The sequence below is a fragment of the Streptomyces sp. NBC_01241 genome (genome assembly GCF_041435435.1).
Classification (GTDB): domain Bacteria; phylum Actinomycetota; class Actinomycetes; order Streptomycetales; family Streptomycetaceae; genus Streptomyces.
On record NZ_CP108494.1, the window covers coordinates 7,535,237 to 7,561,073 of the forward strand.

Genomic DNA, 25,837 nt, shown 5'->3' on the forward strand with positions numbered 1-25,837 from the left:
GACCAGCAGCAACAGGACGGCGATCAACGGATGTCCGAGCAGCAGGCTCATCTCGAGCTTCAGACCGAGGGTCGGATGGTGGCACGACCCAGAGCGAGGAAGAACAGGACGCGGACCGCAACGAGGACCATGCCCATCGAACCGCCGCGCCCTCGGCTTCGTCCTTGCCCAGAATGCCACCAGCCACCGCATCCACGGCGACACCGAGCGCGAGGCCCACCTGGACCTCTTCCGCTGGCTGCACCGCTACATCACCGTCCGACGCCACTCCCGCCTCGGACATCACAGCCCCATCGCCTACGAGCGAGCACTCCGAACAACATCAACTACGCTGGCCGAAGCCGCATAACCCGTGTTCAAGATCAGGGGTCAAGGCCCCCCGGCCACGAACTTTGCGCGCTGGACAGCGCACCGCCCCCTCCCGGGGCGCAGGGCATGTGCATCGAATCTGCGGGAGAGGATCTGCGGCCTGCACTGGCAGCAAAACGCGGCAACCGTCGCTGGCTGGGACGGTCGATCGGCCGCGGGCAACAGCAACGACGCCTCGGTGCCAGAGCCACGGCAGGTCGCGGCAACCGCGATCGGAACGACTGTGGAGCAGACACCGCCGCGTCGAAGCACCGCGTCCAGCTGCAGACCTCGACCTCGATGTCGTCGGCTGATGGCTTCCCTACCCGGTACCACGAACCGGACAGGTGCCCGCTTCCACCCACCCCCAGCTGGCCGCATTCGGCCCTACTCGGAGTCCCGACAACGACATCACCGCAGCCCGCGTCCGCAGCAGCGCCGGTGATGTCGAGTCCATTGCCAGGGCGCGCGACGCATGGTTCACGTGCCACCAGGCCATGGACACGGGGTTGACGGACTGAGACCACAGGTGGGCGAAGGGGGGAGCACGGGACCGGGCCTGTGTGCGCGCGTCTCGCTGCGCCCGGCATTCGGCGTTGTATTGGTGGCAGGAGCGCTGCCGAGCGATGGGAGCAGCTATGTCGCCTTCCGATGTTTCTCGTCCCGGGAAGCCGGAGACGGATTTCGACCGCGACGCCGAGTGGGACGCGCTCGTCGCCTTCGCCTGTGACACCCGGCCCGGAGGCGCCTCGGCGCCGTGTCGGGACGGCTACGTCAGGGCAACACATACCTCCTGAAGGCACTCACCGCAGCCCTGGTCGGCTTCTATTTCGGGGCGCAACAGGCGGCTCAGGGCGAGTCCCTGCGCCGACTCGGCGACGAGCTCGCCCAGTACACTGGCACAGCGCCGCCAATGGATCGACCCGATCAGCCGCGGTGCAGCCGATCGAGTTGGATCTTCTCCTGGTTCAGGCGCAGTTGGGTGGCGAAGGCACGCAGGAGTTGCGCGTCACGGGCAGTGAGCCTGCCGCCTGCCATCACAAGGACGCGGCCGTCGGAGAGCTCGGCGCTGAACGGGGCCTCGTCGGGAGTGGCGGGGAGTGGGCCGCCCGCTGCGGCCTCTGTCTGCCAGCCCGCTTCGGTGGGGCGCAGGAGGGCGATGGCGTCCAGGTCGAAGGTGCGGCGCACGGCGTCCACCAGCTCCGCCGGGGTCCGTGGGCCGTCAGCGATGACATCGGCGACCAGGCGGGCCAGGTTCTCGGCCTCGGTCTGCGAGCGGGCGACCTGGAGCCCGTGTCTGGCCAGGATGTCGATGAGGAGCCCGACGGTGGCACCGACGACGGCGAAGGCAAGCAGTGCGACCAGGTCGATCAGGTGGCCGATGCGCAGGTTGTGGTAGGGGCGGGTGTAGAGGACGTCGGCGGCCAGGAAGCCGATCACCGTGGCCGTGACGGCGGGGCGGATGCCGCCGACGACGGCGGTGAGGACGACGGCCAGGAGCGTGCAGAACAGTGCTCCGGCCAGCCCGAGGGTGGCCCGGGCCGGGAGCAGGACCGCCGCGACCGCGAGCGGTGCCAGGACGGCGAGCAGCCAGCCGACGGCCGCACGCCGAGGAGGCAGGGGCACCCGCCGGTGGCGGCTGAGGTGCGGTAGTCGGGCGGTGAGAGGCCGCTTGGGGGGCCGGCGGAACGGGATGACGTGGAGCTCGACCGGCCCGGCCCGGTGGATGGCGCGGCTGATCACCGAGCCGTGCAGGAGTTCGTATCCGGGGGTGCGGCGGCTGGCGCCCAGGACCAGGTTGCGGGACCGCTCCGCTTCGGCGAAGTCGAGGATGGCTTGGGCCACGTCGGTTCCGGCGATCTGGGCATAGCGGCCGCCGAGTTCGGTCAGGAGGCGGCGTTGGCCCTCCAGCCAGGGCGGGTCGGGTTCGGCAAGGCCGGAGGGTTCACGGACGTGGACGCCGATGAGCTGGGCGTGGCTGTCCGCTGCGAATTGGGCGGCACGGCGGAGCACGTGTTCACCCTCGGGCTCGCCGGTGAGTGCGGCGATGATCCGCTCGCCGGGTGGAGCGGCCCCAGGACCGCCGTCGTGCGCGGGCGGGGCCGTTGCTCGGTCGCCGGAGTGGTCGTGGAGCCACTGCTGGGCCAGGGCGCGCAGGGCGGCCAGGTTCCCCGGGCGAAAGTAGCCGGCCAGTGCCCTGTCCGCGGTGCCAGGGGCGTAGATGCGGGACATCAGCTCGCGCAGGGCGTCGGAGCCGATATCGACGAGGTCCACCCGCCCGGCCGCAACGGCGACCTCGTCCGGGACCGTTTCGCGTACGGCGGTGCCGGTGATGTCTTCGACCGCGTCGTTGAGGCTCTCCAGGTGCTGGACATTGAGCGTCGACACGACATCGATGCCCGCCTCCAGCAGCTCCTCCACGTCCTGCCAGCGCCGGTCGTGCCGACTGCCCGGCACGTTGGTGTGGGCGAGTTCGTCCACGAGGACGGCCTGCGGATGCCGGGCCAGGATCGCGGGCAGATCCATCTCGTCGAACGAGGTACCGCGGTAGGGCATGCACCGGGGCGGTACGACCTCCAGGCCGTTCAGTTGTGCTGCCGTGTCCTTGCGGTCGTGCAGTTCCGCCAGCCCGACGACGACCTCAACGCCGGACTCGGCGAGCCGCCGGCCCTCGGCGAGCAGCGCGTACGTCTTCCCGACACCCGGGGCGATCCCCAGGTAAAGGTGCAGGGTGCCTCTCGCGGCGCTCATCGGTCCCAACCGTCCGTCTCTCGTGTCATGCCGGTACGGGCCACGACGCGGGTGCGGCCTCCGCGAGCGCGGCCGCCCTCGCTCGGCGCACCACGTCGTGGTCGGGCTCTCAGTTGCAGCATCGCGCGCCCCGCCACGACCCGCACCTCACCGGCCGCGAGCCCGTCGGCCTCAGGCCTCGGCTGCTGCGGGAAGGCTGAGAACCGAGGTGAGACCGCCTCCGGTGGTCTCCTCCCAGCGCAGCGTGCCACCGATCGCCTGGGCGAGATCGGAGCACAGGCGCAGCACCCCGCTTGTCGGACCGTGGCCGCCGTCCGGCTCCTGCTGTGCTGCCTCGGGCGCGGGCGGGCCGTGGTCAACCAGGCGGATGTCCACCCGCCCAGCGGCCGGCACCGCCTCGACGCGCGGGGGCGCTTCGGCGGGGCTGCGGCGCAGCGCGTGGGCCGCCAGGTTGGTGATCACGCGGGTGAGCAGGGCCGCGTCGGCGATCACGTCCGGCAGGTCGTCGGGCAGCCGCACGGTGAGGTCGTGGCCGCCGGGGCCCAGATCGTCGAGGGCGACGGTCAGGACGTCGTCGAGGTCGACCGGGCGCAGGAACACTTCGAGCGCCCCGGCATGCAGGCGGCTGAGCGCGAGCAGGTCGCGGACCTGGCCGCGGACGCGGTCGACGGCGCCCTGCCCGAGGTCGCACAGCGCCGCCCGTTCCCCCTCCGTACCGGTCGCCTCGCGGTCACGCAACTGTTCCAGCGCCCTCCGCGCGACCGCGAGTTCAGGTTCCAGCTCCTGGAGCAGATCGGCCCGGCGCCGATCGGAGGTCACGCGTTCCTCAGCTTCCGCGGCCTGCAGCCGGCGCCGGTAGTTCTCCCGGCTCGCCGCGACCTGCGCCGCGCAGGCGAGGAAGACGCGCCGGTCCCCGGCGGCGAGGGGACGGCCGTGCCCGGCCAGCACCAGGGTGTCCGTGATCGAGACGTCCGTGTCCGCCTCCTCGGGGCTCTCCGGTGACGTGTCCCCGGTGCTGGCGACGGTGAACCAGCGGCGCCCGCCCGGGCTGTCCCGCTCCAACAGACTGACCGCGGCCAGACCGAAGGTCTCGCGCACCCGCTCCAGCAGCGCGGGCAGGTCGTCCTGACCGCGCAGCGCTCCGGTCGCCAGGTCGGAGAGGGTGGCGGCCTCCACGGCCGACCGCGCGGCAGCGCGGGCCCAGCGCAGCGCCCGTTCGACCGCGCCGGCGACGACCAGCGCCACCACGACGAACACCACCAGGACGGCCGCGTCCGCGGGCCGACCGATCACCAGCGAATGAACAGGCGGCACGAAGTAGTAGTCCGCCAGCAGACCCGCGGCAACCGCGGCCCCCAACGCCGGGTACAGCCCGCCGACAAGTGCGACACCCACCACGGCCAGCAGGTACAGCAGGAGAACACCCGCCAGCCCGAAGCCGCGCACCGCGACCAGCAGCACCGTGAGGGCCGGCAGCAGCAGCGCCCCCACGGCCACTCCCCACCAGAACCGGGCTCGGCCGACTCCTCCCGCCAGGGGCGGCAGCGTCACCACCGCACGGTGCGCCATCCGCTCGTGCGTCAGGATGTGCACGTCCAGATGACCGGCCAACCGCGTCACCTTGGGCGCCACCTGGTCGCCGAGGAGGAGTCCGGACAGGCTGCCATGTCTCGTCCCGCCCAGGACGATCTGGGTAGCGTTCTCCGCCCGGGTGAACTGCAGCACCGCCGCCGCGACATCCGCACCGACCACCTGGTGGAAGCTACCACCGAGCGACTCCACCAGAGCTCGCTGACCGGCCAGCACCGCGGCATCGGCACCAGCCAGGCCGTCGCTGCGGGCCACGTGCACGGCGAGCAGCTCGCTCCCCGGGCTCCGGCTGACGATCCGCACCGCACGCCGGATCAGCGCCTCCTCGTCCCGCTCACCGGAGAGTGCGACCACGACGCGTTCCTTCGTCTCCCAGGGCGTCGCGATGCCGTGCTCGGTCCGGTAGCGCTGCAGGCCCTCCTCGACACGGTCGGCGACCCACAGCAGGGCGAGTTCGCGCAGGGCGGTGAGATTGCCGGGCCGGAAGTAGTGCGTCAGAGCCACATCGATGCGGTCGGCCGGATACACGTTGCCGTGCACCATGCGGCGACGCAGGGCCTCTGGCGTCATGTCGACCAGTTCGACCTGCTCGGCGCGGCGCACCACCTCGTCGGGAATCCTTTCGTGCTGCTTGACGCCGGTGATCTGCTCCACGACATCGTTGAGCGACTCCAGGTGCTGGATGTTCAGCGTGGTGACCACGTCGATGCCCGCGTCGAGCAGCTCCTCGATGTCCTGCCAGCGCTTGGCGTTCCTCGACCCGGGAACGTTGGTGTGCGCGAGCTCGTCGACCAGAGCGACCTGCGGCCGGCGAGCCAGCACCGCGTCGAGGTCCATCTCGGTGTACGCCCCGCCCCGGTGGACCAGGGTGTGGCGAGGGACGAGTTCCAGCCCCTCCGCCATCTGGGCCGTCAACCGACGGCCGTGCGACTCCACGAGCCCGATCACCACATCCGTCCCCCGGGACCTGCGGCGCTGCCCCTCGGCGAGCATGGCGTAACTCTTGCCCACGCCCGGCGCGGCCCCCAAGTACACCCGCAAACGCCCACGAGCCACCGCGACCGCCTCCCGCTCCGCACGATCCCACCAGCCTGAGCCCGAAGGTACTCCGGACCAGCCGCCTCCAGGCCCGTGCCACGGCGATGCGAGAGCAGCAAGGCCGATCACGAAGCGAGCGGAATGGACGGCCTGCCGGTGGCCGATGACCGATCCGAGGAAATACGACTCGGAACCGGGGTGCGGCGCCACCCGCCAGGAAAGCGCTAAATCCTGTGCCGACCATCCTCACCGTGTGTGCCCCCTGTTACACCTGAATGCAGGAGGCGCACCATGTCTCACTTCCCCACCCGAGGCCCCCTCGCGATCCTTGCAGCACTGGCGGCCCCGCTCGCCGTCTGCGCGGTCCTGCTGCCCTTCCGCAGCAACATCGCCGACACCAACGTCGCCCTGATCCTGGTCGTGGTGGTCGTCGCAGCGGCAGCCCTCGGACACCGCCTGGCCGGAGCACTGGCGGCCGTTTCCGCCGCCGTGTGGTTCGACTTCTTCTTCACCCTTACGAGCACTTCTCGATCACCAGGTCCACCGACATCACCACCGCCGTCCTGCTCCTCTTGGTCGGACTGGCGGTCTCCCAGCTGGCCGCCCGCGCCCGCCGCCTCCAGGTGATCGCCATCACCGATGCCGACTACCTCGCCCAGATCCACCACACGGCCCGGCTGGCCCAGTCGTCCACCTCCCCGACCGCCGTGATCGACCAGGTACGAGCACAACTCGTCGGCCTGCTCCACCTGCGCGGCTGCCGCTTCGAGTACGGCACGCTGCTGGGCCACCCACCACGCCTGGAACAGGACGGCTCCGTCGTCCTGGGCCGCAAGAAATGGGACGTCGACCGACTCGGCCTACCGGACGAGGAAGTCGAACTACGGGTCTTCAGCAACGGCCGCTTCTACGGCCGATTCATGCTCGAAGCGACCCCGGGTGCCGTCCCCTCCCTAGAAGCCCGCCTCGTCGCCGTGACCCTGGCAGACCAGGCCGGTAACGCGCTGGACACCAAATGCAGCGTTCCCCACACGCCGGATAGCGGCTAGAGCAACAGGAACACCGGACGGAGGTGGACAAACGCAGACACGCGTGCCGGCCCCGACACGAGGCATGAGGAAGCGTGGCGGCGAGCCGGATCGCGTCCCAGGTAGGCCAGGTGGCGAAACCAGGTGCACGCCGGCTCGGGTACTTCCTCGGGGCAGGCATCGTCTGGGCTCCTCTCGTGAAACCCATCTGACCCTCTGTCACCCACCCCCGCATCTCGGGGGAACCTCACGCAGGCTCGGAACACGGTGGCAGCGCTGTCAATGCTGGCCAAGGGATCTTCATGATCGGTCAAGCGGCCCGCCCCAGTCGCGGCAAGGCACATCAGCCACACCACCGCCGCCACCTACGGTGAGCTGGGAAACGATCTTGAAGCGCCGGGGAAGACTGCCCCAGCTAGCGGTACAAAAAACGCAGGCCGGAGCAATTATGTCGGTTGGCCACCAGTACCAGTACCAGCAGAGACCCCAGTTGATCTGGGGTTTTTCTGTTTCTCGGGCTGTGTCGTGACCAACCACGTGACCAACAGCCGAGCGAAGCCCCAGGTCAGACCAGGGATGGCAGGCCAAGTCGGCCCGCTCCGGAGGCGGCCAGTCGGCGGGCTCCGTTTGACCGGTCGCATCACGGACTACACGATCTTTCAGACATGCTCCAGCTTTCAGACATGCTCCGGCCTCATATGTGGATGGGCAAATGGCGCGGTCCGCGGAGCATGGCGTTCTGCCGGTAGGGGGGCGGGTCCTGGACCAGACGTGCCGTGCCGAGGCGGGGGATCAGCGCCCCGAGGGCGGCTTGGGCCTCGATGCGGGCGAGCGGCGCCCCGTAGCACAGGTGGATGCCGCTGCCGAAGCCGAGGTGCTGGTTGTCGGGGCGGGTGGGATCGAACCGGTCGGGGTCCTGGAACCGCTTGGGGTCGCGGTTGCCTGAGGCGAGCACGAGTACGACGGGCGTGCCTTGGGGGATGGTGGTGCCGGCGACGTCCATGTCGGCGAGGGGGATGCGTTCGCGCATGTGGACCGGGGGCTCGTAGCGCAGCAGTTCCTCCACCGCTTGCGGCAACAGGCCCGGTTTGCGACGCAACTGGTCCAGATGCCCGGGGTGGCGCAGCAGGGTGAGCACACCGTTGGTGATCAGGTTGACCGTGGTCTCGTGTCCGGCGATGAGCAGCAGCACGGCGGTCTCCGCCAGTTCCGCCCGGCTGAGCCGTAGGGCCGGATCCGGTTCGTTGACGAAGGCGGAGAGCATGTCGTCGCTCGGACGGCCACGGCGCTGCTCGGCGAGGTCTACCAGATACTGGCCCATCTCGATCCGCGCCTGTTCGCCCGTCCGGTCCCGCTCGGTGGAGTCGTCTTCGGGCGTGACATCAGCGGATGCGACCACAGCGTCGGACCATGCCCGGAACAGCGGCTCGTCCTCGCGCGGCACACCGAGCAGCCGGCAGATCACCGTGACGGGCAGCGGGTAGGCGAAATCGTCGACGATATCCACCTGCCGGCCCGCCTCGAATGCCGTGAGCAGTTCCTCGGTGATCCGGGCGATCTCGCCGCGCATGGCATCGATCCGGCCCGGGCTGTGCGGCGGGCCGAACGGTCGCATGGCCAGGGTGCGCAGCCTGTGGTGCTCGGGGTCGTCGAGCCGCAGGAACGGCGGCTCGTGCATCGTTTCGCCACGGCTGCGGGGATCGGCACTGATTCGCGGATCGTGCAGCAGAGCGGTGATCTCGTGGTAGGTGCCGATCAGGTAGCTGCCGTCCGCCTGCGGAACCACGGGACCGGCCTCGCGGAGTTCCGCGTACAGCGGGTAGGGGTTGGGGCGGTTGGCGTAGTCGGTGATCCGTTCCAGCAGGGTGTCGGCGGCCATGCGTACGGCTCCTCGTGGTGGGGCGGGATGTTGGTCAGCCGGCGGGCTGCACCATGGTCAGCCGTCGGTCCGGCAGGTAACCGGTGAGTGCCACGGTGGGGCCGTGGGACAGCCCCTTCGGGTCCGGCACATCGGAGGGGACCGGGATCTCGGCCGCCAGCGGACGGTCTGCCGCGCCGGACGCGGGCGGGAACGGGGCGGCGGTCTCGATCAGGTGCTGGTAGTACTCGAGCGACTTGGCCATGTCGACGGTGACCGCGGCGGTGACCCGCCCCTGGTAGCCGTAGACCATCGCCAGACGGCGCGTCTCCAGCGAACCCTGCGCGATGACGACATGGTCGGAGAAGGTGGGCACGCCCACCGACTTGATGTTGAGCCCGAACTGGCTCGACCAGAACGTCGGGAGGGCAAGATGCGGGCGCCGCAGCGGTCCCGGACTGACCATGTTGTGCGCGGCCACCTCGGCCTGCGCGACCGCGTTGCCCCAGTGCTCCAGGGAGAGCATCTGGTACCCGAACAGCGGGTGCGGGAAGCGGGAGACGTCACCGGCCACGAAGACGTCGTCGGTGACGATTCCGTACATGGTGAAGGCCCGGCATCCGGCGTCGCAGGCGATCCCGCGCGGGCCCGCTGCGAGCCCGGAGTCCGCCAGCCACTCGACGTTGCGGACCGCCCCCAATGCCACGACGCACACGTCCGCCTCGACGCGGCTGCCGTCGGACAGGTCCGCACCGGTGAACCGGCCGCTGCTGTCACCGCGCAGGGCGGTGACCGTCACTCCGCAGCGCAGGTCCACCCCGTGGTTGCGTTGCATGGCGGCCGCGAGCTTCGCCAGGGTGCCGCCGAGTGCGCCCACCAGGGGTGCGGGGCCGCGTTCGGTGACCGTGACGTCCAGTCCCCGTTCCCGGCATGCGGAGGCGATCTCCGAGCCGGTGAAGCCGGCGCCGATCACCAGCACCCGGCGGGGCCCGGCGGCCAGCCGCTCGGCCAGCCCCGCGGCGTCGTCGCGGGTGCGCAGGGTGAACACCCCGTCCAGGGCGGCCTCCTCCGGATGGGGCCAGGGCCGCGCCCGGGTTCCGGTGGCGATCAGCAGCCGGTCGTACGGGAGCGCGTCCCCATCGGCCAGCAGCACTCGCTTCCCCATCGGGTCCAGACCGGTGGCGCGTACCCCCAGCCGCCACTCGGCCTCCGGGTTCCGGCGCATCGGCAGCCCGGTCGTGTCCGCCGCCACCTGGCCGAGCAGCACCTGCTTGGACAACGGCGGCCGGTCGTAGGGCGGACAGGGCTCATCCCCCACCACGGTCAGTGAGCCGGTGAAACCCTCTTCGCGCAGTGTCTCGGCGGCCCGCAACCCGGCCAGCGATGCGCCCACGACGACGATCCGACCCTCGCGCAGATCACCGGCCACCGGCCTTCACCTCCTCGCCCACGAGGACAGCCTGGACGGGACACGCCGCCGCAGCCTGGCGTACGCGCTCGGCCTGGTCGTCGGGGACGGCAGGGTGGTACAGCAGTCCCTCCTCCCCGTGCAGTTCGAACACCTGCGGAGCGAGGAACACACACTGCGCATAGCCCTGGCATCGCGTGAGGTCCACAACGGTCTGCATGGCGAGTCACTCCCTTGGTCGTCGCGGCGTTCCCTCTCCTGTCTACGTCTGTGCCGCATCGGGCGCTTGTCCAGCTACGCCTTTCGGGATCCCGTCAGGAGCGGCAGCTGCAACTCCCGGGGGGCATGCCACCGAGGCCTTGGCCGGGAACCATCCCGACCGGGGCTTTGTGCTGTGCGGGACGGTGCTCGACGGTCACGCCGGAGCTTTGACGGGCCGCTCCGCGGCAGGCCGGCGCCGGACGGATGGCTACCGGTCGGCGGAAGGGGGCAGTTGCGCGGGGCTCACCCGCTCGCCCAGCACCTCGGTCATGAACTGGACGAGCCACCGCTGAGAGGGGCTGCGCGAGGCCTCGTGGCGCGCGTAGAGAGCCACTTCCATCGGCTCCGCCTCGAACGGGAGGCGTACCAGGCGCAGGCGGTGCGAGGCTGTGAAGACCTCCCCGACGTACTCGGGGATGACGGCGATCAGATCGGTCTGCTCCAGCAGGTACGGCAGCATCGAGAAGCGCGTGGCTTCCACGGCGACCCGGTCCAGGAGGCCGTTCGCGGCCAGCGCGGTGCGCGGCGCGGCGTGACCGCTGGGGCCGTGCACGGTCGCGTGCTGCTCCGCCGCGAGCGCCGTCAGGCTGATCGAGTCGCCCGTCACCCGGGGGTGGTCGGCCGAGACCATCCCGACGTAGCGCTCCCGGAAGAGGGGAATCCGCACCGTCCGGTGTGAGCTGAGCACCGGGGTGGCCACGAACGCGTCCAGTTCGCCCCGGCGCAGCCGGCCCTCCGCGTCGGCCACGTCGAGCGGCTGGATGGTGAACGAGACGCGGGGTGCCCGTTCGCGCGCCTTCGCCAGGAGCCGGGGCAGCAACGACGTCTCGCCCAGGTCCGAGAGGGCGATGGTGAAGCGGCCCGACATCGTCTCGGGATCGAAGTCGTCGGCCTGGCGCACGGTTCCGTCGATCTCCGCGAGGGCATGCTGCAACGGTTCGTACAGCCGGCGTGCGCCTGCGGTCGGAGTCAGCCCGCGCCCGGTGCGCCGGAACAGCTCGTCACCGAAATGCCGCCGCAACTTCCCCAGGCTGTAGCTGACGGTCGGCTGTGTCACGTGCAGGGTCTCGGCGGTGGCCGTGACGCTGCCGGTCTCGTACAGCAGCACGAAGACCCGAGCGAGGTTGAGATCGAAGCTCCTCATATCGATCGACTCTATATCGCAGATCCGCAACATCTATTGGTGCCTTGGTCGAAGCGTTGCCTAGCGTGTCCGCCACCAACAACGTAAGGAACGTCCGTGCCGTCCGTACGCCGTGTCTCCCATGAGTTCCTGGAGCGCCGAGGACTCACCACCATCTTCGGCAACCCCGGCTCCAACGAGCTGCCCTTCCTGGCCGAGTTGCCCGACAGCTTCCGCTACGTCCTCGGTCTTCACGAGGGCGCGGTGGTCGGTATGGCCGACGGCTACGCTCAGGCGACCGGGCGCCCCGTCCTGGTCAACCTGCACGCCGCCTCCGGTTCCGGCAACGCCATGGGCGCGCTGACCAACGCCGTAGCCTCCCGCACGCCCATGGTGGTCGTCGCCGGCCAGCAGGTACGGCCCGCCATCGGCCCCGAGGCCAACCTGGCGAGCGTCGACGCACCCGCGCTCATGAAGCCCCTCGTGGGCTGGGCCGCGGAGCCCGCGTGCGCCGAGGACGTACCGCGTGCGCTCGCGCAGGCCCTGTTCGAGGCGGAGTTGCAGCGGCGGCCGACGTATCTCTCCGTTCCCTATGACGACTGGGCCGCCGAGGCCGGTGACAACTGCCTGCCCATCCTCGACCGGCGGGTCGAGCGGGGCTCCGCGCCCAGCGGTGAGCAGGCTCGTCGGCTCGTCGAGCAAGTGACCGCGGCACGGCGGCCGTTGCTCGTGCTCGGCGGCGACATCGACTCGGCCGGTCTCTTCGACGACGCCGTCCGGCTCGCCGAGCGGCTGGGCAGCCCGGTGTGGGCCGCGCCGTCGCTGTTCCGGCTGCCCTTCCCCAACCGGCACCCACTGTTCCGGGGTGTGCTGCCCGCGGGCATCGCGCCCGTCTCGGCAGCGTTCGAGGGCCATGACCTCGTACTCGTGCTCGGAGCACCGGTGTTCCGCTACCACGAGTACCTGCCCGGCCGTTACCTGCCGGAGGGCACCCACCTGATCCAGGTGACCGACGACGCCTCCGCCGCCGCGCGGGCGCCGATGGGCGAGGCGTTGGTCGCCGCACCCGGCGCCGTCATCGACCTGCTGGTGAACGCGCTGGACGCACCCGGCGAGTCCGCGGGCGAGTACCGGCCCGACCCTGAGCCACCGACGGCCGAGGGCAATCGGCTGCACCCGGAGGAGGTGTTCGCGGCGCTGCGCGACCGGATGCCCCACGACACCGCGTACGTGGTCGAGTCCACGTCCACGAACTCCGCGTGGTGGCGGCAGATGGACCTGCGCAGGTCCGGCTCCTACTACTTCCCGGCCGCCGGCGGGCTCGGCTTCGGACTGCCCGGCGCGGTCGGCGTCGCGATGGGCAGTCCGGACCGGCCCGTCGTCGGGGTCATCGGCGACGGCTCCGCCAACTACGGCATCACCGCCCTGTGGACCGCGGCCCAGCACCGCGTGCCGCTGACCGTGGTGCTGCTGCGCAACGGCACGTACGGCGCCCTGCGTTGGTTCGGTGGGCTCCTGGGCGTCCCGGACGCGCCCGGCCTGGACATTCCCGGTCTGGACTTCACCCGCATCGCGGAGGGCTACGGCGTCGCGTCGCAGCACGTCCACAGTGCGGAGGAACTGCGGGCCGTGCTCGCCGAGCACCCCGAACATCCGCGCCTCGTGCAGGTGGACACGGCGCTCACCACGCCGTCGTAGCCAATTCGACGCACGGCAAGTACCCCAAGCACCCCAAGCACCCCAAGTTCCCGAAGAGTTCGAAGTACCCGAAAAGTTCGAAGAGCACGAAGAGTTCGAAAAGTTCGTAGAGTTCGAGGAAAGGCAGATCGATGACACTCCTGGACAGCGTCGTCTGGGGCGGGAAGCTCTACAGCGACGGTTGGCAGGACTCCGCCTCCGCGCACCCGGTGGTCGAACCGGCGACCGGTGCCCAGCTCGGCACCGTGGGCCTGGCCACGGAGAAGGACGCGCACCGCGCCGCCGCCCGTGCCGCCGAGGCGCAGCGGGCGTGGGCCGCGACCTCGCCGCAGGCACGGGCCGCCGTGCTGCGCCGGGCGGGCGAACTGTTCACCGAGCATGCGGCGGAGATCGAGGACTGGCTCGTGCGCGAGGCCGGTTCGGTGCGTGCCAAGGCGGGTTTCGAGGTCCAGCTCGCCGTGGGGGAGTGCTTCGAGTGCGCGTCACTGCCCACGCACCCGCAGGGCGAGGTGCTCACCACCGAGGAGGCGCGCTGGTCGCTCACCCGCCGCCGCCCCGCCGGTGTCGTGAGCGTCATCGCTCCCTTCAACTTCCCCCTCATCCTCGGCCTGCGTTCGGTGGCGCCCGCGCTCGCCCTGGGCAACGCGGTGCTGCTCAAGCCGGATCCGCGCACCGCGGTGACCGGCGGCGTCGTCATCGCGCGCATCTTCGAGGAGGCCGGACTGCCGGCCGGTGTGCTGCACCTGCTGCCGGGCGACGGCGCGGTCGGACAGGCGGTCGTCGAGGCCCCGGAGGTCCGGGTGATCTCCTTCACCGGTTCGACACCGGTCGGGCGGGCCATCGGTGAGCGGGCCGGCCGCCTCCTGAAGCGGGCCCACCTGGAGCTCGGCGGAAACAACGCTCTGGTCGTGCTGCCCGGTGCCGATGTGCAGAAGGCGGCATCGGCCGGCGCGTTCGGTTCGTATCTGCACCAGGGCCAGATCTGCATGACGACCGGCCGCCACATCGTCCACGAGTCACTGGTGGAGGAGTACACGGCCGTGCTCGCGGCGAAGGCCCGTGCGCTGCCGGTCGGCGACCCCGCCCGCGAGGACGTGGCCCTCGGCCCGATCATCGACCGCCGGCAGCTGGAGCGCGTGCACGGCATCGTCACCGAGAGCGTCGCGGCGGGCGCCACGCTCGCCGCGGGCGGCGAGATCTCCGGCGCCTGCTACCGGGCCACCGTGCTGAGCGACGTGACCACCGACATGCCCGCCTGGCGCGAGGAGGTCTTCGGCCCCGTCGCACCGGTCATCGGCTTCTCGACGCTGGAGGAGGCCGCGCGCATCGTCGACGACTGCGAGTTCGGCCTGTCCGTCGGCATCCTCGGCGACGTCGGCACCGCGATGAAGCTCGCCGACCGGATCGAGTCCGGCAAGGTCCACATCAACGAGCAGACCGTGGCCGACGAGCCCAACGCGCCCTTCGGCGGCGTGAAGGCGTCTGGCACCGGCTCCCGCTTCGGCGGCGCCGCGGCCAACGTCGAGGCCTTCACCGAGACCCAGTGGGTCACCGTCCGCCCCGACATCGCCGACTACCCGTTCTGACCCGCTTCGCACTCCGACTCCCGCAGCCGCCCCAGGGGGCCCACCGTGGCAAACAACATATCGACGCAGTCTCCGGCCAGATCCGGCACCGCCTCTCGCAGCTCCTGGACGGTGATCCTGTGCTGGATCACCGTCCTGCTGGAGGGCTACGACCTCGTAGTCCTCGGCGCCATCATCCCCACGCTCCTCAAGACCCACCATCTCGGCATGACGGCGGGCGACGCGACCACCATCGCGACGCTCTCGCTCGTCGGCGTGGCCATCGGCGCGGTCTGCGTCGGGCCGCTGGCCGACCGTCTTGGCCGGCGCCTCCTGCTGATCGGTTCGGTGGTGCTGTTCTCCGTCTTCACCATCCTCGTCCCGCTGGCCGACTCCGTCGCCATGTTCGCCGCGCTGCGGCTCATCGCCGGCCTCGGCCTCGGCGCCTGCATGCCGGTCTCGCTCACGATGATGTCCGAGCACATGCCCGCGCACCGGCGGGCGCGGGCCTCCACCCTGACGATGACCGGCTACCACACCGGTGCCGTGATCACTTCACTGCTGGCCCTGCAGGTCACCGACAACTGGCAGGTCCTCTTCTACGCCCTGGGCGTCGCCGGCCTCGGCATCGCCGCGATCCAGTGGTTCCGCCTGCCGGAGTCGGATGCCTTCGTGCAGGCGAAGGAGGCGCCCAAGGCTCAGCGCGTGGCGTTCACCGAACTGCTCAAGCCCAACTTCCTGCGCGCGAGCATCGGGATCTGGGTCGCCTCGTTCATGGGGCTGCTTCTGGTCTACGGCCTCAACACGTGGCTGCCCAAGCTCATGAACGACGCCGGCTACCCGGTGCCCACGGCCGTCACCCAGCTCCTCGTGCTCAACGTCGGCGGAGTCGTCGGCCTGGTCCTCGGCGGATACGTCGCCGACCGGCGCGGTATCAAGGGCACCACGCTCGGCTGGTTCGCAGTCTCCGTGCTCATGCTGGCCTGCCTGAGCATCAAGATCAGCAGCGATCTCCTGCTCAACACCATCATCTTCTTCACCGGTGTGTTCGTCTTCTCGGCGCAGGTGCTCGTCTACGCCTACGTGACGAACTACTACCCGGCGTCCGTCCGCGGCACTGCACTCGGTTCGGCTTCCGGCATCGGCCGCATCGGCTCGATCGTCGGCCCGTCGATCACCGGCGCCCTGGTCACTGCCGGCATCGGCCACCCGTGGGGCTTCTACTTCTTCGCCGCCGTCGCGGTGTTCGGCTTCCTGGCCGTGCTGACGCTGCCGCGCGGGACCGCCGACGCGCAGCCGAAGACCACCGTTTCCACAGCCTGAGCACACCAGGCGATACGCATTACTGCCGCACCGTGCCAAGGGCATGGGTCCGTCTCCCCGGGCCCATGCCCTTGCTTTGTCCCGCGCGTGGCCGCGCGGCGCGGGCTCCCCCCTTTGTCACGATCCGATCTCAGACATCCGGCGAGGTCTTGTTTTCGGCCATGTAATCGATTCCAATCGTTCGTGTAATCGATTACATGGTTCTGGATCACTGATTTCGAGGCTCACGGAAACCACAAGGAGGTGGTCAGGAAATGGCGAGCATCAAGGATGTCGCGGCCCACGCGGGAGTGTCCGTCGCCACGGTCTCCCGCGTACTCAACAGCCATCCCTCCGTCAGCCCCGACGCGCGCGCTCGCGTCCTCGCCGCCGTCGACGTTCTCGGCTACCGGCCCAACGCCGTCGCCCGTTCGCTGCGCACCGATCGGACACGCACCCTCGGCCTGGTCATCAGCGACGTACTCAACCCGTACTTCACCGAACTGGCCCGCTTCGTCGAGGAAGAGGCTCGCGCCCTCGGGTACAGCGTCATCATCGGAAACGCCGACGAGCGGCCGGACCTGCAGGAACACCACGTACGTACGCTCCTCGACCGCCGGATCGACGGACTGCTTGTCTCCCCGGCCGAGGGAAGCTCCCCGCTCATGCCGGGTTCCGCGGGCAGCGGCACACCGATGGTCTTCGTGGACCGCTGGATCCAGGGTGTGGACGTCCCCGTGGTGCGTGCCGACGGCCGTGACGCCATCCGGGACCTGGTCGCCCACCTGCACCGCCTCGGTCACCGCAGGCTCGCGATCATCGCGGGGCCGGCGGCCACCACCACGGGCAACGAGCGCGTCGAAGCCTTCCGCGAGGCGCTGCGCGCGTACGGACTCGCCCTGCCCGACGCCTACATCGGCCGGGGCGACTTCCAGGCGGACAGCGGGCGCCGCGTCACCGAGCGCTTCCTGGCCCTTCCCGAACCGCCCGAGATCGTATTCGCCGCCGACAATCTGATGGCGCTCGGCGCGTTGGACGCGATCCGCGCACGCGGGCTTCGCGTGCCGCGGGACATCGGGCTCGCGGCCTTCGACGACATCCCGTGGTTCCTGCACACCGATCCGCCGATCACAGCGATCGCCCAGCCGACGGGAGAACTCGGCCGCGCCGCCGTACGCGCGCTGGTCGACATCGTCGAGGGGCGGTCCCCGCAGTCCGTGACCCTTCCCGCCCGCCTTGTCGCACGCAGTTCCTGCGGCGAGCACGATCCGAACCGGAGGAGCGAACTGTGAGTACCCAGGGCGAGTTGCTGCGCATTGAAGGCGTACGCAAGGCCAAGGCGCGCGAACTGGGCATCGCCCGGCCGCAGATGGCGGAGATTCACCAGGGCGCTCGGCCTCGACGGGCGCGTTCTGATGGTGCCTCCTGCAACTTCGGTTCGCCCGGCGGCACCACGAAGGAGGACATGTCGCTGTCCGTGCTCAAGACCCCTTCTTCGTACAGCTGAAGGCGGGCGCCCAGGTGGAGGCGAAGGCGTCCGGAGTCGCAGCCGAAGGAAATGTGCAAGATCACCGTGCAGAAAGCGGTGCGGACAGCAGAGGACAAGAAGGTCGATAGCATGGTGAAGGTGCTGGTTCAAGGTAGTTACCGAGAAGAATGTCGCCCACTTCTCCCGAACAGCGCCTGAGCAGCGTCCGACCTCGGAAAGCAGGAACAATGCACGTCAACAACCACCACCAGTACGACCTGCTGGTTGTGGGCTCGGCCAACGCCGACCTGGTCATCGGTGTGGAACGCCGGCCAGCGCCCGGTGAGACCGTGCTCGGTTCCGACCTTGCCGTTCACCCGGGCGGCAAGGGAGGGAACCAGGCGGTGGCCGCCGCCCGCCTAGGGGCCGTCACTGCGCTGCTGGCACGGGTCGGCGACGACGCCCACGGCCGGCTGCTGCTCGAATCGCAGCGGGCGGCCGGGGTGGACACCGAGGGCGTGCTCGTGGGCGGGGCACCGACCGGAGTCGCGCTGATCACCGTGGACCCCTCCGGCGACAACAGCATCGTGGTGTCGCCGGGGGCCAATGGTCGGCTGACCCCGGAGGACATCCGGGCGGCCGGACCCCTCTTCGAGGCGGCGCGGGTCGTGTCCGTACAGCTGGAGATTCCGCTGGAGACGGTTGCCGAGGTGGCCGGTGCCTTGTCACCCGGCACCCGGCTGGTGCTGAACCCGTCCCCGCCCGCACCCCTGCCCGATCACGTGCTGGCCGCCTGCGACCCCTTGGTCGTCAACGAGCACGAGGCGCGCTACATGCTGGGGGAAGCCGCCGGCGCCACGCCCCAGGAGTGGGCGCGAGCACTGCTGAAGCTCGGCCCGCAGTCGGTCGTGGTCACGCTGGGTGCGGCGGGCGCGCTCGTCGCCGACGGTCGTACGGGTGACGTCGTATCCGTACCGAGCCCCAAGGTCGAGGCTGTGGACACGACGGGGGCGGGCGACGCGTTCACCGCCGCCCTGGCCTGGCGGCTCGGCCTGGGAGAGCAACTCGCCGAGGCCGCCGCGTTCGCCGTCAGGGTCGGTGCGGTGGCCGTCACCCGGCAGGGCGCGCAGGAGTCCTACCCGAGCGCAGAGGAAATCTCCGCATTGTGAAGAAGGCAGGAATCCTCAACCGTCATTTCGTGGGGCGCCGGCCGAGTCGGGCCATGGTGACGGGGTACTGATCTGCGACGTGGGCATGCCCATCGCAACCTGGCCCCTGTGCATGTCCGGGGTGGCAACCGGTCACTCCGGACGGCTGCCACCTCGGAGCTCATCCGGAGACCGCCGCAGCGGTGCCAGGAACCGGGACAGCGTCTCCGGAGCCGGCCGCGGATTCTCCCGGGCCGTACGCGCGTCCGCGCAGACCCCAAGCGGGCCGGTCGGTCGCGCGTCAGGGCGACGCAGAGTCTCTTCCCGTTCCGCTTCGGTCAGCCCCGGCCTCCGGCCGCGGTCATGACGCCGGGTTTCCGGCAGGCTCCATGGCCCACGCCGGGTCGGCGCCGGATGCGGCGTCGGCCGGTCCGGTGCAGTCCGTCGTGCTGGAGCCGCGGACGATGAGTTCCGGACCGAGTCGTACCGTGCGGCTCGGGCCTGCCTTCTCTCCGGCCAGTCGCCGGTCCAGCAACCGGGCGGCCTCCGCGGCCAGTTCGGCGACGGGTTGGCGCACGGTGGTCACGCCCGGGTCGGTGAGGCTCGCCATGGGGATGTCGTCGAAGCCGGTGACGGCGATCTCGCCCGGGACGTCCACTCCCAGCTGTCGCAGTCGTTGCAGCACACCGATGGCGATGAGGTCGTTGGCGCAGACGATGGCGTCCGGACGGTGCGCGCGGACCCGGTCCACCGCGGCCCGCCCCCACTCGACGGAGAATTCACCGAGTTCGACACGTCCGGGCGCCTGCGGATCCAGTGCGCCGGCGCCGGACTCGTACGCGGCGCGGCGTTCGACCGCCGCCGAGGCGGTGCCCGCAGCCCCGACGAAGCACGGACGGCGACGCCCCGTGGCCGCGAGATGGTCCAGCACGAGCTGTATGCCGGCGGCGTTGTCGACGACCACGGAGTCGGCGACGCCGGGGCCGCAGCCTCGGTCCAGCAGTACCAGCGGCACCCGGGCCGCCGCGTCGGTCACCGCGGCCACGCTGCGTTTCTCGTCGACCGGGACGACCAGCAGGGCATCGACCTGCCGGGCCAGCAGGGCGTCGATCCGGGCCGCTTCGGTCATCGGGTCGTCGTCGCAGTCGGCGAGGATCACGGCACGGTCGTGGACGTGCAGCGCGCGCGTCAACTCCCGCACGAGAGTGGGGTAGAACGGGTTGGTGATCTGCGGCAGGACGAGGCCGATGGTGCCTGTCGAGCGGCTGCGCAGGGCACGGGCCACATGGTTGGGCCGGTAGCCGAGACTGTCGGCAGCCGCGCGTACGCGCCGGGCGGTTTCCGCGCCGACCGGGCGGTTGCCGACGAGCACCCGGGACACCGTCGCGATGGAACAGCCCGCCAGGTGGGCCACGTCTCGCAGTGTTACTTCCGCCACTTCGGATCGCCCGCCCTGTTCGTCTGGTCCAGTCGCGAAGCGGGCGGATGCCCGCGGGGAGTTGGCAAACGTTATCACCGGCCCTTACCCGTGCCCAGACCCCGATCCCCTGTCCCAAACAGGTCACAACGTGAGATATGACTTCACCCATTGACATCATGGGCGACGGTGCGCAAAGTTCTCGGAGAACGATTTCCCGAAACGTTTTCTCAACGTTTCCCCACCGCGTGATCAAGGAAGAGTGCGCGGTACCCGTCTGTCTCGCTGCCCGCTCGCGGGTCGGCGCCGCATGCCGGCGCGGACCGTAACGGCGGTCGGGGACGGTACCGGTGCACTCTGTGCAGTAGCCCTGTTGCGGCGCTGGCCGAGATCCATCTCAAACTGTTCAGCTGAGCGAAGGGGCTCTTCCGATGGCCAGAAAGATCATCCTCGACTGCGACCCCGGGCATGACGACGCCATCGCCATGCTCCTGGCGTACGGGAACCCGGACGTGGATCTGGTCGCCGTGACCACCGTGGTCGGCAATCAGACGCTGGAGAAGGTGACGCGCAACGCGTTGTCCGTGGCGCGTATCGCCGGCATCACCGGGATCCCCTTCGCCGCGGGTTGTCCGCGGCCGCTGGTGCGGACCATCGAGACGGCGCCGGAGATCCACGGCGAGTCGGGACTCGACGGCCCGGTGCTGCCCGAGCCGACCCTGGAGCTGGACCGCCGCCACGCCGTGGACCTCATCATCGACACGGTGATGTCCCATGAGCCGGGCGAGATCACCATCGTCCCCACGGCCGGCCTGACCAACATCGCGCTCGCCGTACGCAAGGAGCCGCGCATCGCCTCCCGCGTCCGCGAGGTCGTGCTGATGGGCGGCGGATACCACGAGGGCAACTGGAGCGCGGTCGCCGAGTTCAACATCATCATCGACCCGGAGGCCGCGCACATCGTCTTCAACGAGAGCTGGCCGGTCACCATGGTGGGTCTCGACCTGACCCACCAGGCGCTCGCGACCCCGGAGGTGCGGGAGAAGATCGCCGCGGTCGGCACGAAGCCGGCCGCGTTCGTGGGCGAGCTGCTCGACTTCTTCGGTGCCACCTACCTGGAGTCGCAGGGCTTCGAGCACCCTCCGGTGCATGACCCGTGCGCGGTCGCCTACGTCATCGATCCGACCGTCATGACGGTGCGCAAGGCCCCGGTGGACATCGAGCTCACCGGCGGGTTGACCCTCGGCATGACCGTGACCGACTTCCGGGCCCCCGCCCCGCCCGACTGCCACACCCAGGTCGCCGTCAAGCTCGACCACGAGCGCTTCTGGGACCTCGTCGTGGACGCCCTGACGCGGATCGGTGACGTCGCGGAATGAACGTCTCCACCGATACCCGAGCCCTCCCGGACGGGCCGCCGCCGGTCACCGACCGGCGTCCGGTCCGGGTGGGCGTGCTGGTCGCCGCGCTCCTCATGGCGTGCTTCGCCTTCCAGCTGAACGCCAGCATGCTCAGCCCGGCCCTGAAGAGCATCGAGGACAGCCTGGGCGCTACTTCGGCCGAGATCGGGCTCACCCAGACCGCGTTCTTCACCTCGGCGGCCCTGTTCTCGCTGTTCCTGCCGAGGCTGGGCGACATCATCGGGCGCCGTCGGGTGCTGGCCGCGATGATGGCGCTCATGGTCGTCGGCTGCGTGGTCGCCGCGCTGGCACAGAACGTGCCGATGCTGTTCGTCGGCCGCATCATCCAGGGCGTGTCCGGTCCCACGGTGCCGCTGTGCCTGATCATGCTGCGGGTCGAGGTCCCCGAGCCGAAGAAGTACGGCACCCTGCTGGGCGTGATCACCGCCGTCAACGGTGGCATCGCCGGGGTCGACTCCCTCGCCGGCGGGTTCCTCGCCGACAAGCACGGCTTCGCCTCGGTGTTCTGGGTGATGGCTGTGGTGGCGGCGATCGCCACGGTTCTGGTCGCCACCATGACGCCGGAGTCCAAGGCGGCCGTCGCGTCCCGGATGGACTGGCCCGGCGTCGCACTCCTGGTCGTCTCGGTCGGAGCACTGCTGATCGCGCTGAACGAGGCCGGAAAGCTCGCCGCGGCCAACTGGCCACTCGTCGCCGTCCTTGTCGTCGTCGCCGCTGCCGCCTTCGCCCTGTTCTGGCGGACCGAGGGCAGGAGCGGGCACCCGCTGGTCGCGACCCGGCACCTGCGGCAGCGCTCGACCTGGTCGCTCCTGCTGACCACGGTGCTCACCATGACCGGCGTGTTCGCCGTCATGAACGGGCTGATCCCGGCATTCGCCCAGGACGCGCACGCCGGGCTCGGCATGTCCGCCGAACAGTCCGCGTGGTGGACGCTCACGCCGTACGCGCTGGCCGGGTTGGCCATGGGGCCCATCGCCGGCCGGCTTGCCGCAGGTTTCGGCTACCGCCGCATCCTGCGTCTGGGCCTGATCGGCGCGGCCGCATCCATCGTCCTGATGATCTTCACCCTGGACGGCCAGTCGCGTGCCATGTTGCTCGTGGCCTCGCTGCTGGTCGGCATCACCTACGCGGGTGTGGGCAACATCGTGCTCAACGGCCTCGGCATCGTGCTGTCCCCGCGCGAGAACCCCGGATTCCTGCCCGGGTTGAACGCCGGCGCGTTCAACCTCGGTGCCGGGCTCAGTTTCGCGGCGCTCTACGCGGTCCAGACGGCCGTCCAGCCCGCCGACCCGGCATCAACCGACGGCTACGTCGCCAGCATGATCGCGGGCGTGGTCCTGCTGGGCCTCGCCACCGCGACGTCCTTCCTGATTCCCAAGCCGGTGGCGGCGGAAGACGGAGCCTGACGGCTGCGGCTGCCCCGGCGCGACACTGTCGACGCCGGGGCAGCGGGATCAGCTGGGAACACGTGGGCGACGAACGGCTGGACGTGTTCACGGCAGCACACCGGCGCGTCGGGGTACCCCGACGCGCCGTCTTCTTCGCGTCGCGCGCCCGGCTGATCGGACCGGGAGGACACGGGGCGACGGTTCCCGGCGTCAACAGGCGTACCTCGATTTCTCGCATCCGGCGTAAAAAGGTGGAAAAGAGGGTAACCGCGGCGGCGCGTACGGCATCCTCCCAGGCGTGATGAGCCTGACGGGGACGCCTTTCTTCCTGGCCACGATCGCGCTGGTCGTGGTTACCGTGCTGCTTCCTCTGGTGCTGTGGGGCCGGGTACGGGGCCCTGCCGTGATGCGCGGCGCGGCGCGCCTGGTGATGGTCGTCCTCGCACAGGCGGCGGCCGTGCTGAGCGTCTTCGTCGTGGTCAACAACACCAACGGCCTGTACGACAACTGGGCCGACCTGCTCGGCACCGGACACCACATCGTTGCCGCACCAGACCTCGGTCGTGACGGACTCGGGGGCCACAACTACCGGGCGAACGAGCCGAAGGCCGTCCAGAAATTCAGCCCGGCGCGCGACGCCCGGATGGGCCGGGGCGTCCGCGTCACTCAGCTGAGCGGTCGGGTGTCGGGTGTCCGCGGCGAGGTGTACGTATGGCTGCCGCCCCAGTACAGCCAACCGGCCTTCCGCCACCGGAAGTTCCCCGTGGTCGAGCTCCTCGGCGGCTTCCCCGGGTCGGCGAAGGCGTGGTTCGGCAGCCTGCGGGTGCAGTCGCAGCTGGAGGCCGGGATGCGGAGGGGGAAGATCGCCCCGTTCATCCTCGTGGAGCCGCGGACCAATCTGCTGGCGGCCCAGGACACCGGGTGCGCCAACGTGCCGGGTGTTGTGGACGCCGAGTCCTGGCTGAGTGTGGACGTTCGGCAGATGGTGACCGATACCTTCCGCGCGCAGAGCCGAGCCAGGGGCTGGGCGGTTGCCGGGTACTCCGCCGGGGCACACTGCGCCGTGAAGATGGCACTCGCCCACCCCGACCGGTACCGGGCCGCCGTGGGCCTCTCCGGCTACAACGACCCGGCAGCCGAGCGGCTCTCTCTCACGGGTGTTGACCCGCAGCTACGGCGGGCCAACAACCCGCTGTGGATCCTGCGCCACGCCACTGTCCCGCCGCCGGTCGCGCTCTACCTCTCGGGCGGGCGCAACGACGGCTACCGCGACGGCCTCGCGCTGCGGCGGGCGGCAGCGCCTCCGACGCGTGTGGTGGTGACCGAGGTGAACGGGCCGCACACCATCGGGCTGTGGAAGTACCAGGTGCCGCAGGTCTTCCGCTGGCTCACGATCCAACTGTCGCCCTACATGGGCTGGGTCGCTCACGCGAAGGGCATCTGATCGATCGCCCTGATCGATCGCCCGGACCCCACCCACGACATCACCGGCGCCCACGACGGGTCGGGAACCGTCGACGTCCGCCGTCGGCCGCCGGTCGCCGGACACCACGCCGATTCCAGAGGGTTCTACACAGGCACAAGGACAGCGACGAGACGCTCATGGCGCGGGTCACCCGCAAACGATGGCATATGTCCATCGTCGTCAACGCTCTCGGGCCGGGAGGTCAGCGCCTGGATCGACGGCGCCCGGCGGGCCCACGCCCGGGAGAACAAGGCGAAGTCGGCCTGCACCTACAACTTCGGCTTCCCGCAATACCTGACGCTGGAGTCGGGCGACGTCGAGAACACGCTGGCGCACGCCGGACCCGTGCCGGCCGCGGGCGCGGTGGTCGTTGGCGTCATGACGATGGGTGCCCTGGCGCCGCTTGCGGCGTTTGCCGCCGTCGGGCCGGACACCGCGGTGCCCCTGATCGGCACGGGGATGTTTCATCAACCGCGCCGGCCGGCGGAGGATGTGCCCTCCGCCGGCCGGCGCACGTGGTGTCCGAGGGGTGTTACGGAGCCAACGCGATGTCGAAGAGGTGGATGCCGGCATTGGCCGGAAGCACCACGAGTTCGACCTGCTTGGCCGGGTCCAGTGCGATGGAGTGGGCGAAGACCCGGTAGGCGATGCCCGCGTTGCCGTACCCATCCGGACGGTTGCGGCCGTCCGTCGACTTCACGAGCGTCGCGCCGTGTGCTGTGGCGTCCTGGAACGACCAGTTGGGGAAGCCGATCGACGCGGTGGTGCTCGACCCGTCGGCGTAGATCACCGTCGCCGTGCCGGTGGCCCCGTTGCCGACGCCGGAGCCGAGGAAGACCAGCTTGCTGCCCTTGCCGGCGACCTTCACGCCCTGTCCGGTGCTCGACACGTTGTTCTTCGTACCGGGGGCCGCGGCAGGCCAAGTCAGCTGGGCGCCGAGGGCAGTGATGGACGCTCCGGGCGTCAGCCCGACCGCGGCGAGCTTCTGTGCGGAGAAACTGTTGCCCTCGCCGTCGTAGGCACCGGCCTTGGTGTCGTTCTCATCGGTGATGGCCACGTTGTTGTACGCGTCGGAGAGGCGGTCCAGCACGGGGCCGGAGCGCTCGACCCGCGTGCCCGTGGCGGTGCCCTGGCCGTCGCCTCCCTCGTAGGTGGCGCTGGCCGTGAACGTGCGCATGGTGAAGCCCGCGCGCTGTTCGGGTACCTGGATCCGGAACTCCGCCGTGGCCGCGGAACCCGGCTGGTACGAACCGTCGACGCTGCGCACCGCGGGCTGCACGGCCCAGCCGACGGGGCCGTTGAAGGCGACCTTGAGCCGGCGCAGGCGCTCGGGTCCCGCGTTGGTGACGGTGACCTTCACCTCCGAGATGGCAGGGCCGTTCAGGTCGATGGGGGCGATCGTCACCTGGGTGCGCGCCTCGGACGCGGCCGCGTCCTGCGACGCGGCGCTCGCGGGGGCGGAGGTGAACGCCACCGCCGCCACCGCCAGGGCCGCCGCAGCTCTTCGGGCTGCGGTCACATGTATGGACATGAATGCTCGCTCCTTCTCTTACGGTTCGG

At 70.3% G+C, this 25,837-nt stretch carries 19 protein-coding genes and 1 pseudogene; 12 read left to right on the forward strand and 8 right to left on the reverse strand.

Annotated elements, in window-relative coordinates:
* Window positions 1–1,275: 1,275 nt before the first annotated feature.
* Together OG306_RS34270 and OG306_RS34275 are read right to left on the reverse strand one after the other, a co-directional pair.
* Window positions 1,276–3,099 (reverse strand): sensor histidine kinase, encoded by a 1,824-nt coding sequence (locus OG306_RS34270; protein WP_266750116.1) that lies wholly within the window; start codon window positions 3,097–3,099, stop codon window positions 1,276–1,278.
* 171 nt (window positions 3,100–3,270) lie between these two features.
* The gene (locus OG306_RS34275) at window positions 3,271–5,745 is read right to left on the reverse strand and encodes a DUF4118 domain-containing protein (protein ID WP_266750118.1); all 2,475 of its coding nucleotides are present in this window, start codon (window positions 5,743–5,745) and stop codon (window positions 3,271–3,273) included.
* Between the two features lie 273 nt (window positions 5,746–6,018).
* Between OG306_RS34275 and OG306_RS34280 the strand changes: the two genes are divergently transcribed.
* Window positions 6,019–6,354: a DUF4118 domain-containing protein gene (locus tag OG306_RS34280; protein ID WP_323183995.1), complete on the forward strand. Its 336-nt coding sequence runs from the start codon at window positions 6,019–6,021 to the stop codon at window positions 6,352–6,354.
* Complete coding sequence (locus OG306_RS34285) at window positions 6,300–6,776, forward strand: hypothetical protein (RefSeq protein WP_323183996.1); 477 nt, start codon at window positions 6,300–6,302, stop codon at window positions 6,774–6,776. The genes OG306_RS34280 and OG306_RS34285 overlap by 55 nt, the downstream gene beginning before the upstream one ends.
* A gap of 673 nt (window positions 6,777–7,449) precedes the next feature.
* On the opposite strand, the gene OG306_RS34290 is transcribed toward OG306_RS34285, so the two are convergent.
* The 4 genes from OG306_RS34290 to OG306_RS34305 all read right to left on the reverse strand — a co-directional run bounded on the left by OG306_RS34290 (window position 7,450) and on the right by OG306_RS34305 (window position 11,426).
* Entirely contained in the window at window positions 7,450–8,634 is a 1,185-nt protein-coding gene (locus OG306_RS34290) for a cytochrome P450 (protein WP_266750119.1), read from the reverse strand.
* A gap of 34 nt (window positions 8,635–8,668) precedes the next feature.
* Complete coding sequence (locus OG306_RS34295; protein ID WP_266750121.1) at window positions 8,669–10,042, reverse strand: NAD(P)/FAD-dependent oxidoreductase; 1,374 nt, start codon at window positions 10,040–10,042, stop codon at window positions 8,669–8,671.
* Window positions 10,032–10,241 carry a ferredoxin gene (locus OG306_RS34300; RefSeq protein ID WP_266750122.1) on the reverse strand — a complete coding sequence of 70 codons (210 nt, stop codon included), beginning with the start codon at window positions 10,239–10,241 and terminating at the stop codon, window positions 10,032–10,034. Before OG306_RS34300 ends, OG306_RS34295 begins: the two co-directional genes overlap by 11 nt.
* Window positions 10,242–10,490: 249 nt before the next feature.
* Entirely contained in the window at window positions 10,491–11,426 is a 936-nt protein-coding gene (locus tag OG306_RS34305; RefSeq protein WP_266750124.1) for a LysR family transcriptional regulator, read from the reverse strand.
* A gap of 96 nt (window positions 11,427–11,522) precedes the next feature.
* Here OG306_RS34305 and mdlC point away from each other — a divergent pair, with 96 nt between their 5' ends.
* From mdlC to OG306_RS34340, 7 genes and pseudogenes are all read left to right on the forward strand, one after another.
* Window positions 11,523–13,103, forward strand: coding sequence for a benzoylformate decarboxylase (gene mdlC, locus OG306_RS34310; protein WP_266750126.1), 1,581 nt, complete (start codon window positions 11,523–11,525; stop codon window positions 13,101–13,103).
* A gap of 131 nt (window positions 13,104–13,234) precedes the next feature.
* Entirely contained in the window at window positions 13,235–14,689 is a 1,455-nt protein-coding gene (locus OG306_RS34315; RefSeq protein ID WP_266750127.1) for a benzaldehyde dehydrogenase, read from the forward strand.
* Window positions 14,690–14,734: 45 nt separating this feature from the next.
* Window positions 14,735–15,991, forward strand: coding sequence for an MFS transporter (locus tag OG306_RS34320; RefSeq protein WP_266750129.1), 1,257 nt, complete (start codon window positions 14,735–14,737; stop codon window positions 15,989–15,991).
* Window positions 15,992–16,245: 254 nt separating this feature from the next.
* A complete protein-coding gene (locus OG306_RS34325; RefSeq protein WP_266750131.1) occupies window positions 16,246–17,262 on the forward strand; it encodes a LacI family DNA-binding transcriptional regulator in 1,017 nt (338 codons plus the stop codon).
* Window positions 17,259–17,477, forward strand: coding sequence for a hypothetical protein (locus OG306_RS34330; protein ID WP_266750132.1), 219 nt, complete (start codon window positions 17,259–17,261; stop codon window positions 17,475–17,477). Before OG306_RS34325 ends, OG306_RS34330 begins: the two co-directional genes overlap by 4 nt.
* Window positions 17,478–17,686: 209 nt before the next feature.
* Complete coding sequence (locus OG306_RS34335; RefSeq protein ID WP_266750134.1) at window positions 17,687–18,607, forward strand: ribokinase; 921 nt, start codon at window positions 17,687–17,689, stop codon at window positions 18,605–18,607.
* Window positions 18,604–18,713: pseudogene (locus tag OG306_RS34340) on the forward strand (RbsD/FucU domain-containing protein); the annotation flags it as partial. The gene OG306_RS34335 and the pseudogene OG306_RS34340, both read left to right, overlap by 4 nt.
* Window positions 18,714–18,947: 234 nt before the next feature.
* Here the strand turns inward: OG306_RS34340 and OG306_RS34345 are convergent.
* Window positions 18,948–20,000 carry a LacI family DNA-binding transcriptional regulator gene (locus OG306_RS34345; RefSeq protein WP_371666046.1) on the reverse strand — a complete coding sequence of 351 codons (1,053 nt, stop codon included), beginning with the start codon at window positions 19,998–20,000 and terminating at the stop codon, window positions 18,948–18,950.
* Between the two features lie 434 nt (window positions 20,001–20,434).
* On the opposite strand from OG306_RS34345, the gene OG306_RS34350 reads away from it, so the two are divergent.
* From OG306_RS34350 to OG306_RS34360, 3 genes are all read left to right on the forward strand, one after another.
* Window positions 20,435–21,382: a nucleoside hydrolase gene (locus tag OG306_RS34350; protein ID WP_266750137.1), complete on the forward strand. Its 948-nt coding sequence runs from the start codon at window positions 20,435–20,437 to the stop codon at window positions 21,380–21,382.
* Window positions 21,379–22,830: an MFS transporter gene (locus tag OG306_RS34355; protein WP_371666047.1), complete on the forward strand. Its 1,452-nt coding sequence runs from the start codon at window positions 21,379–21,381 to the stop codon at window positions 22,828–22,830. Before OG306_RS34350 ends, OG306_RS34355 begins: the two co-directional genes overlap by 4 nt.
* A gap of 283 nt (window positions 22,831–23,113) precedes the next feature.
* Complete coding sequence (locus OG306_RS34360; protein WP_371666048.1) at window positions 23,114–24,256, forward strand: alpha/beta hydrolase; 1,143 nt, start codon at window positions 23,114–23,116, stop codon at window positions 24,254–24,256.
* Window positions 24,257–24,809: 553 nt separating this feature from the next.
* Here OG306_RS34360 and OG306_RS34365 read toward each other — a convergent pair.
* On the reverse strand, window positions 24,810–25,808 hold the full coding sequence (locus OG306_RS34365; protein WP_327349211.1) for an NEW3 domain-containing protein: 999 nt from the start codon (window positions 25,806–25,808) through the stop codon (window positions 24,810–24,812).
* Between the last annotated feature and the right edge of the window lie 29 nt (window positions 25,809–25,837).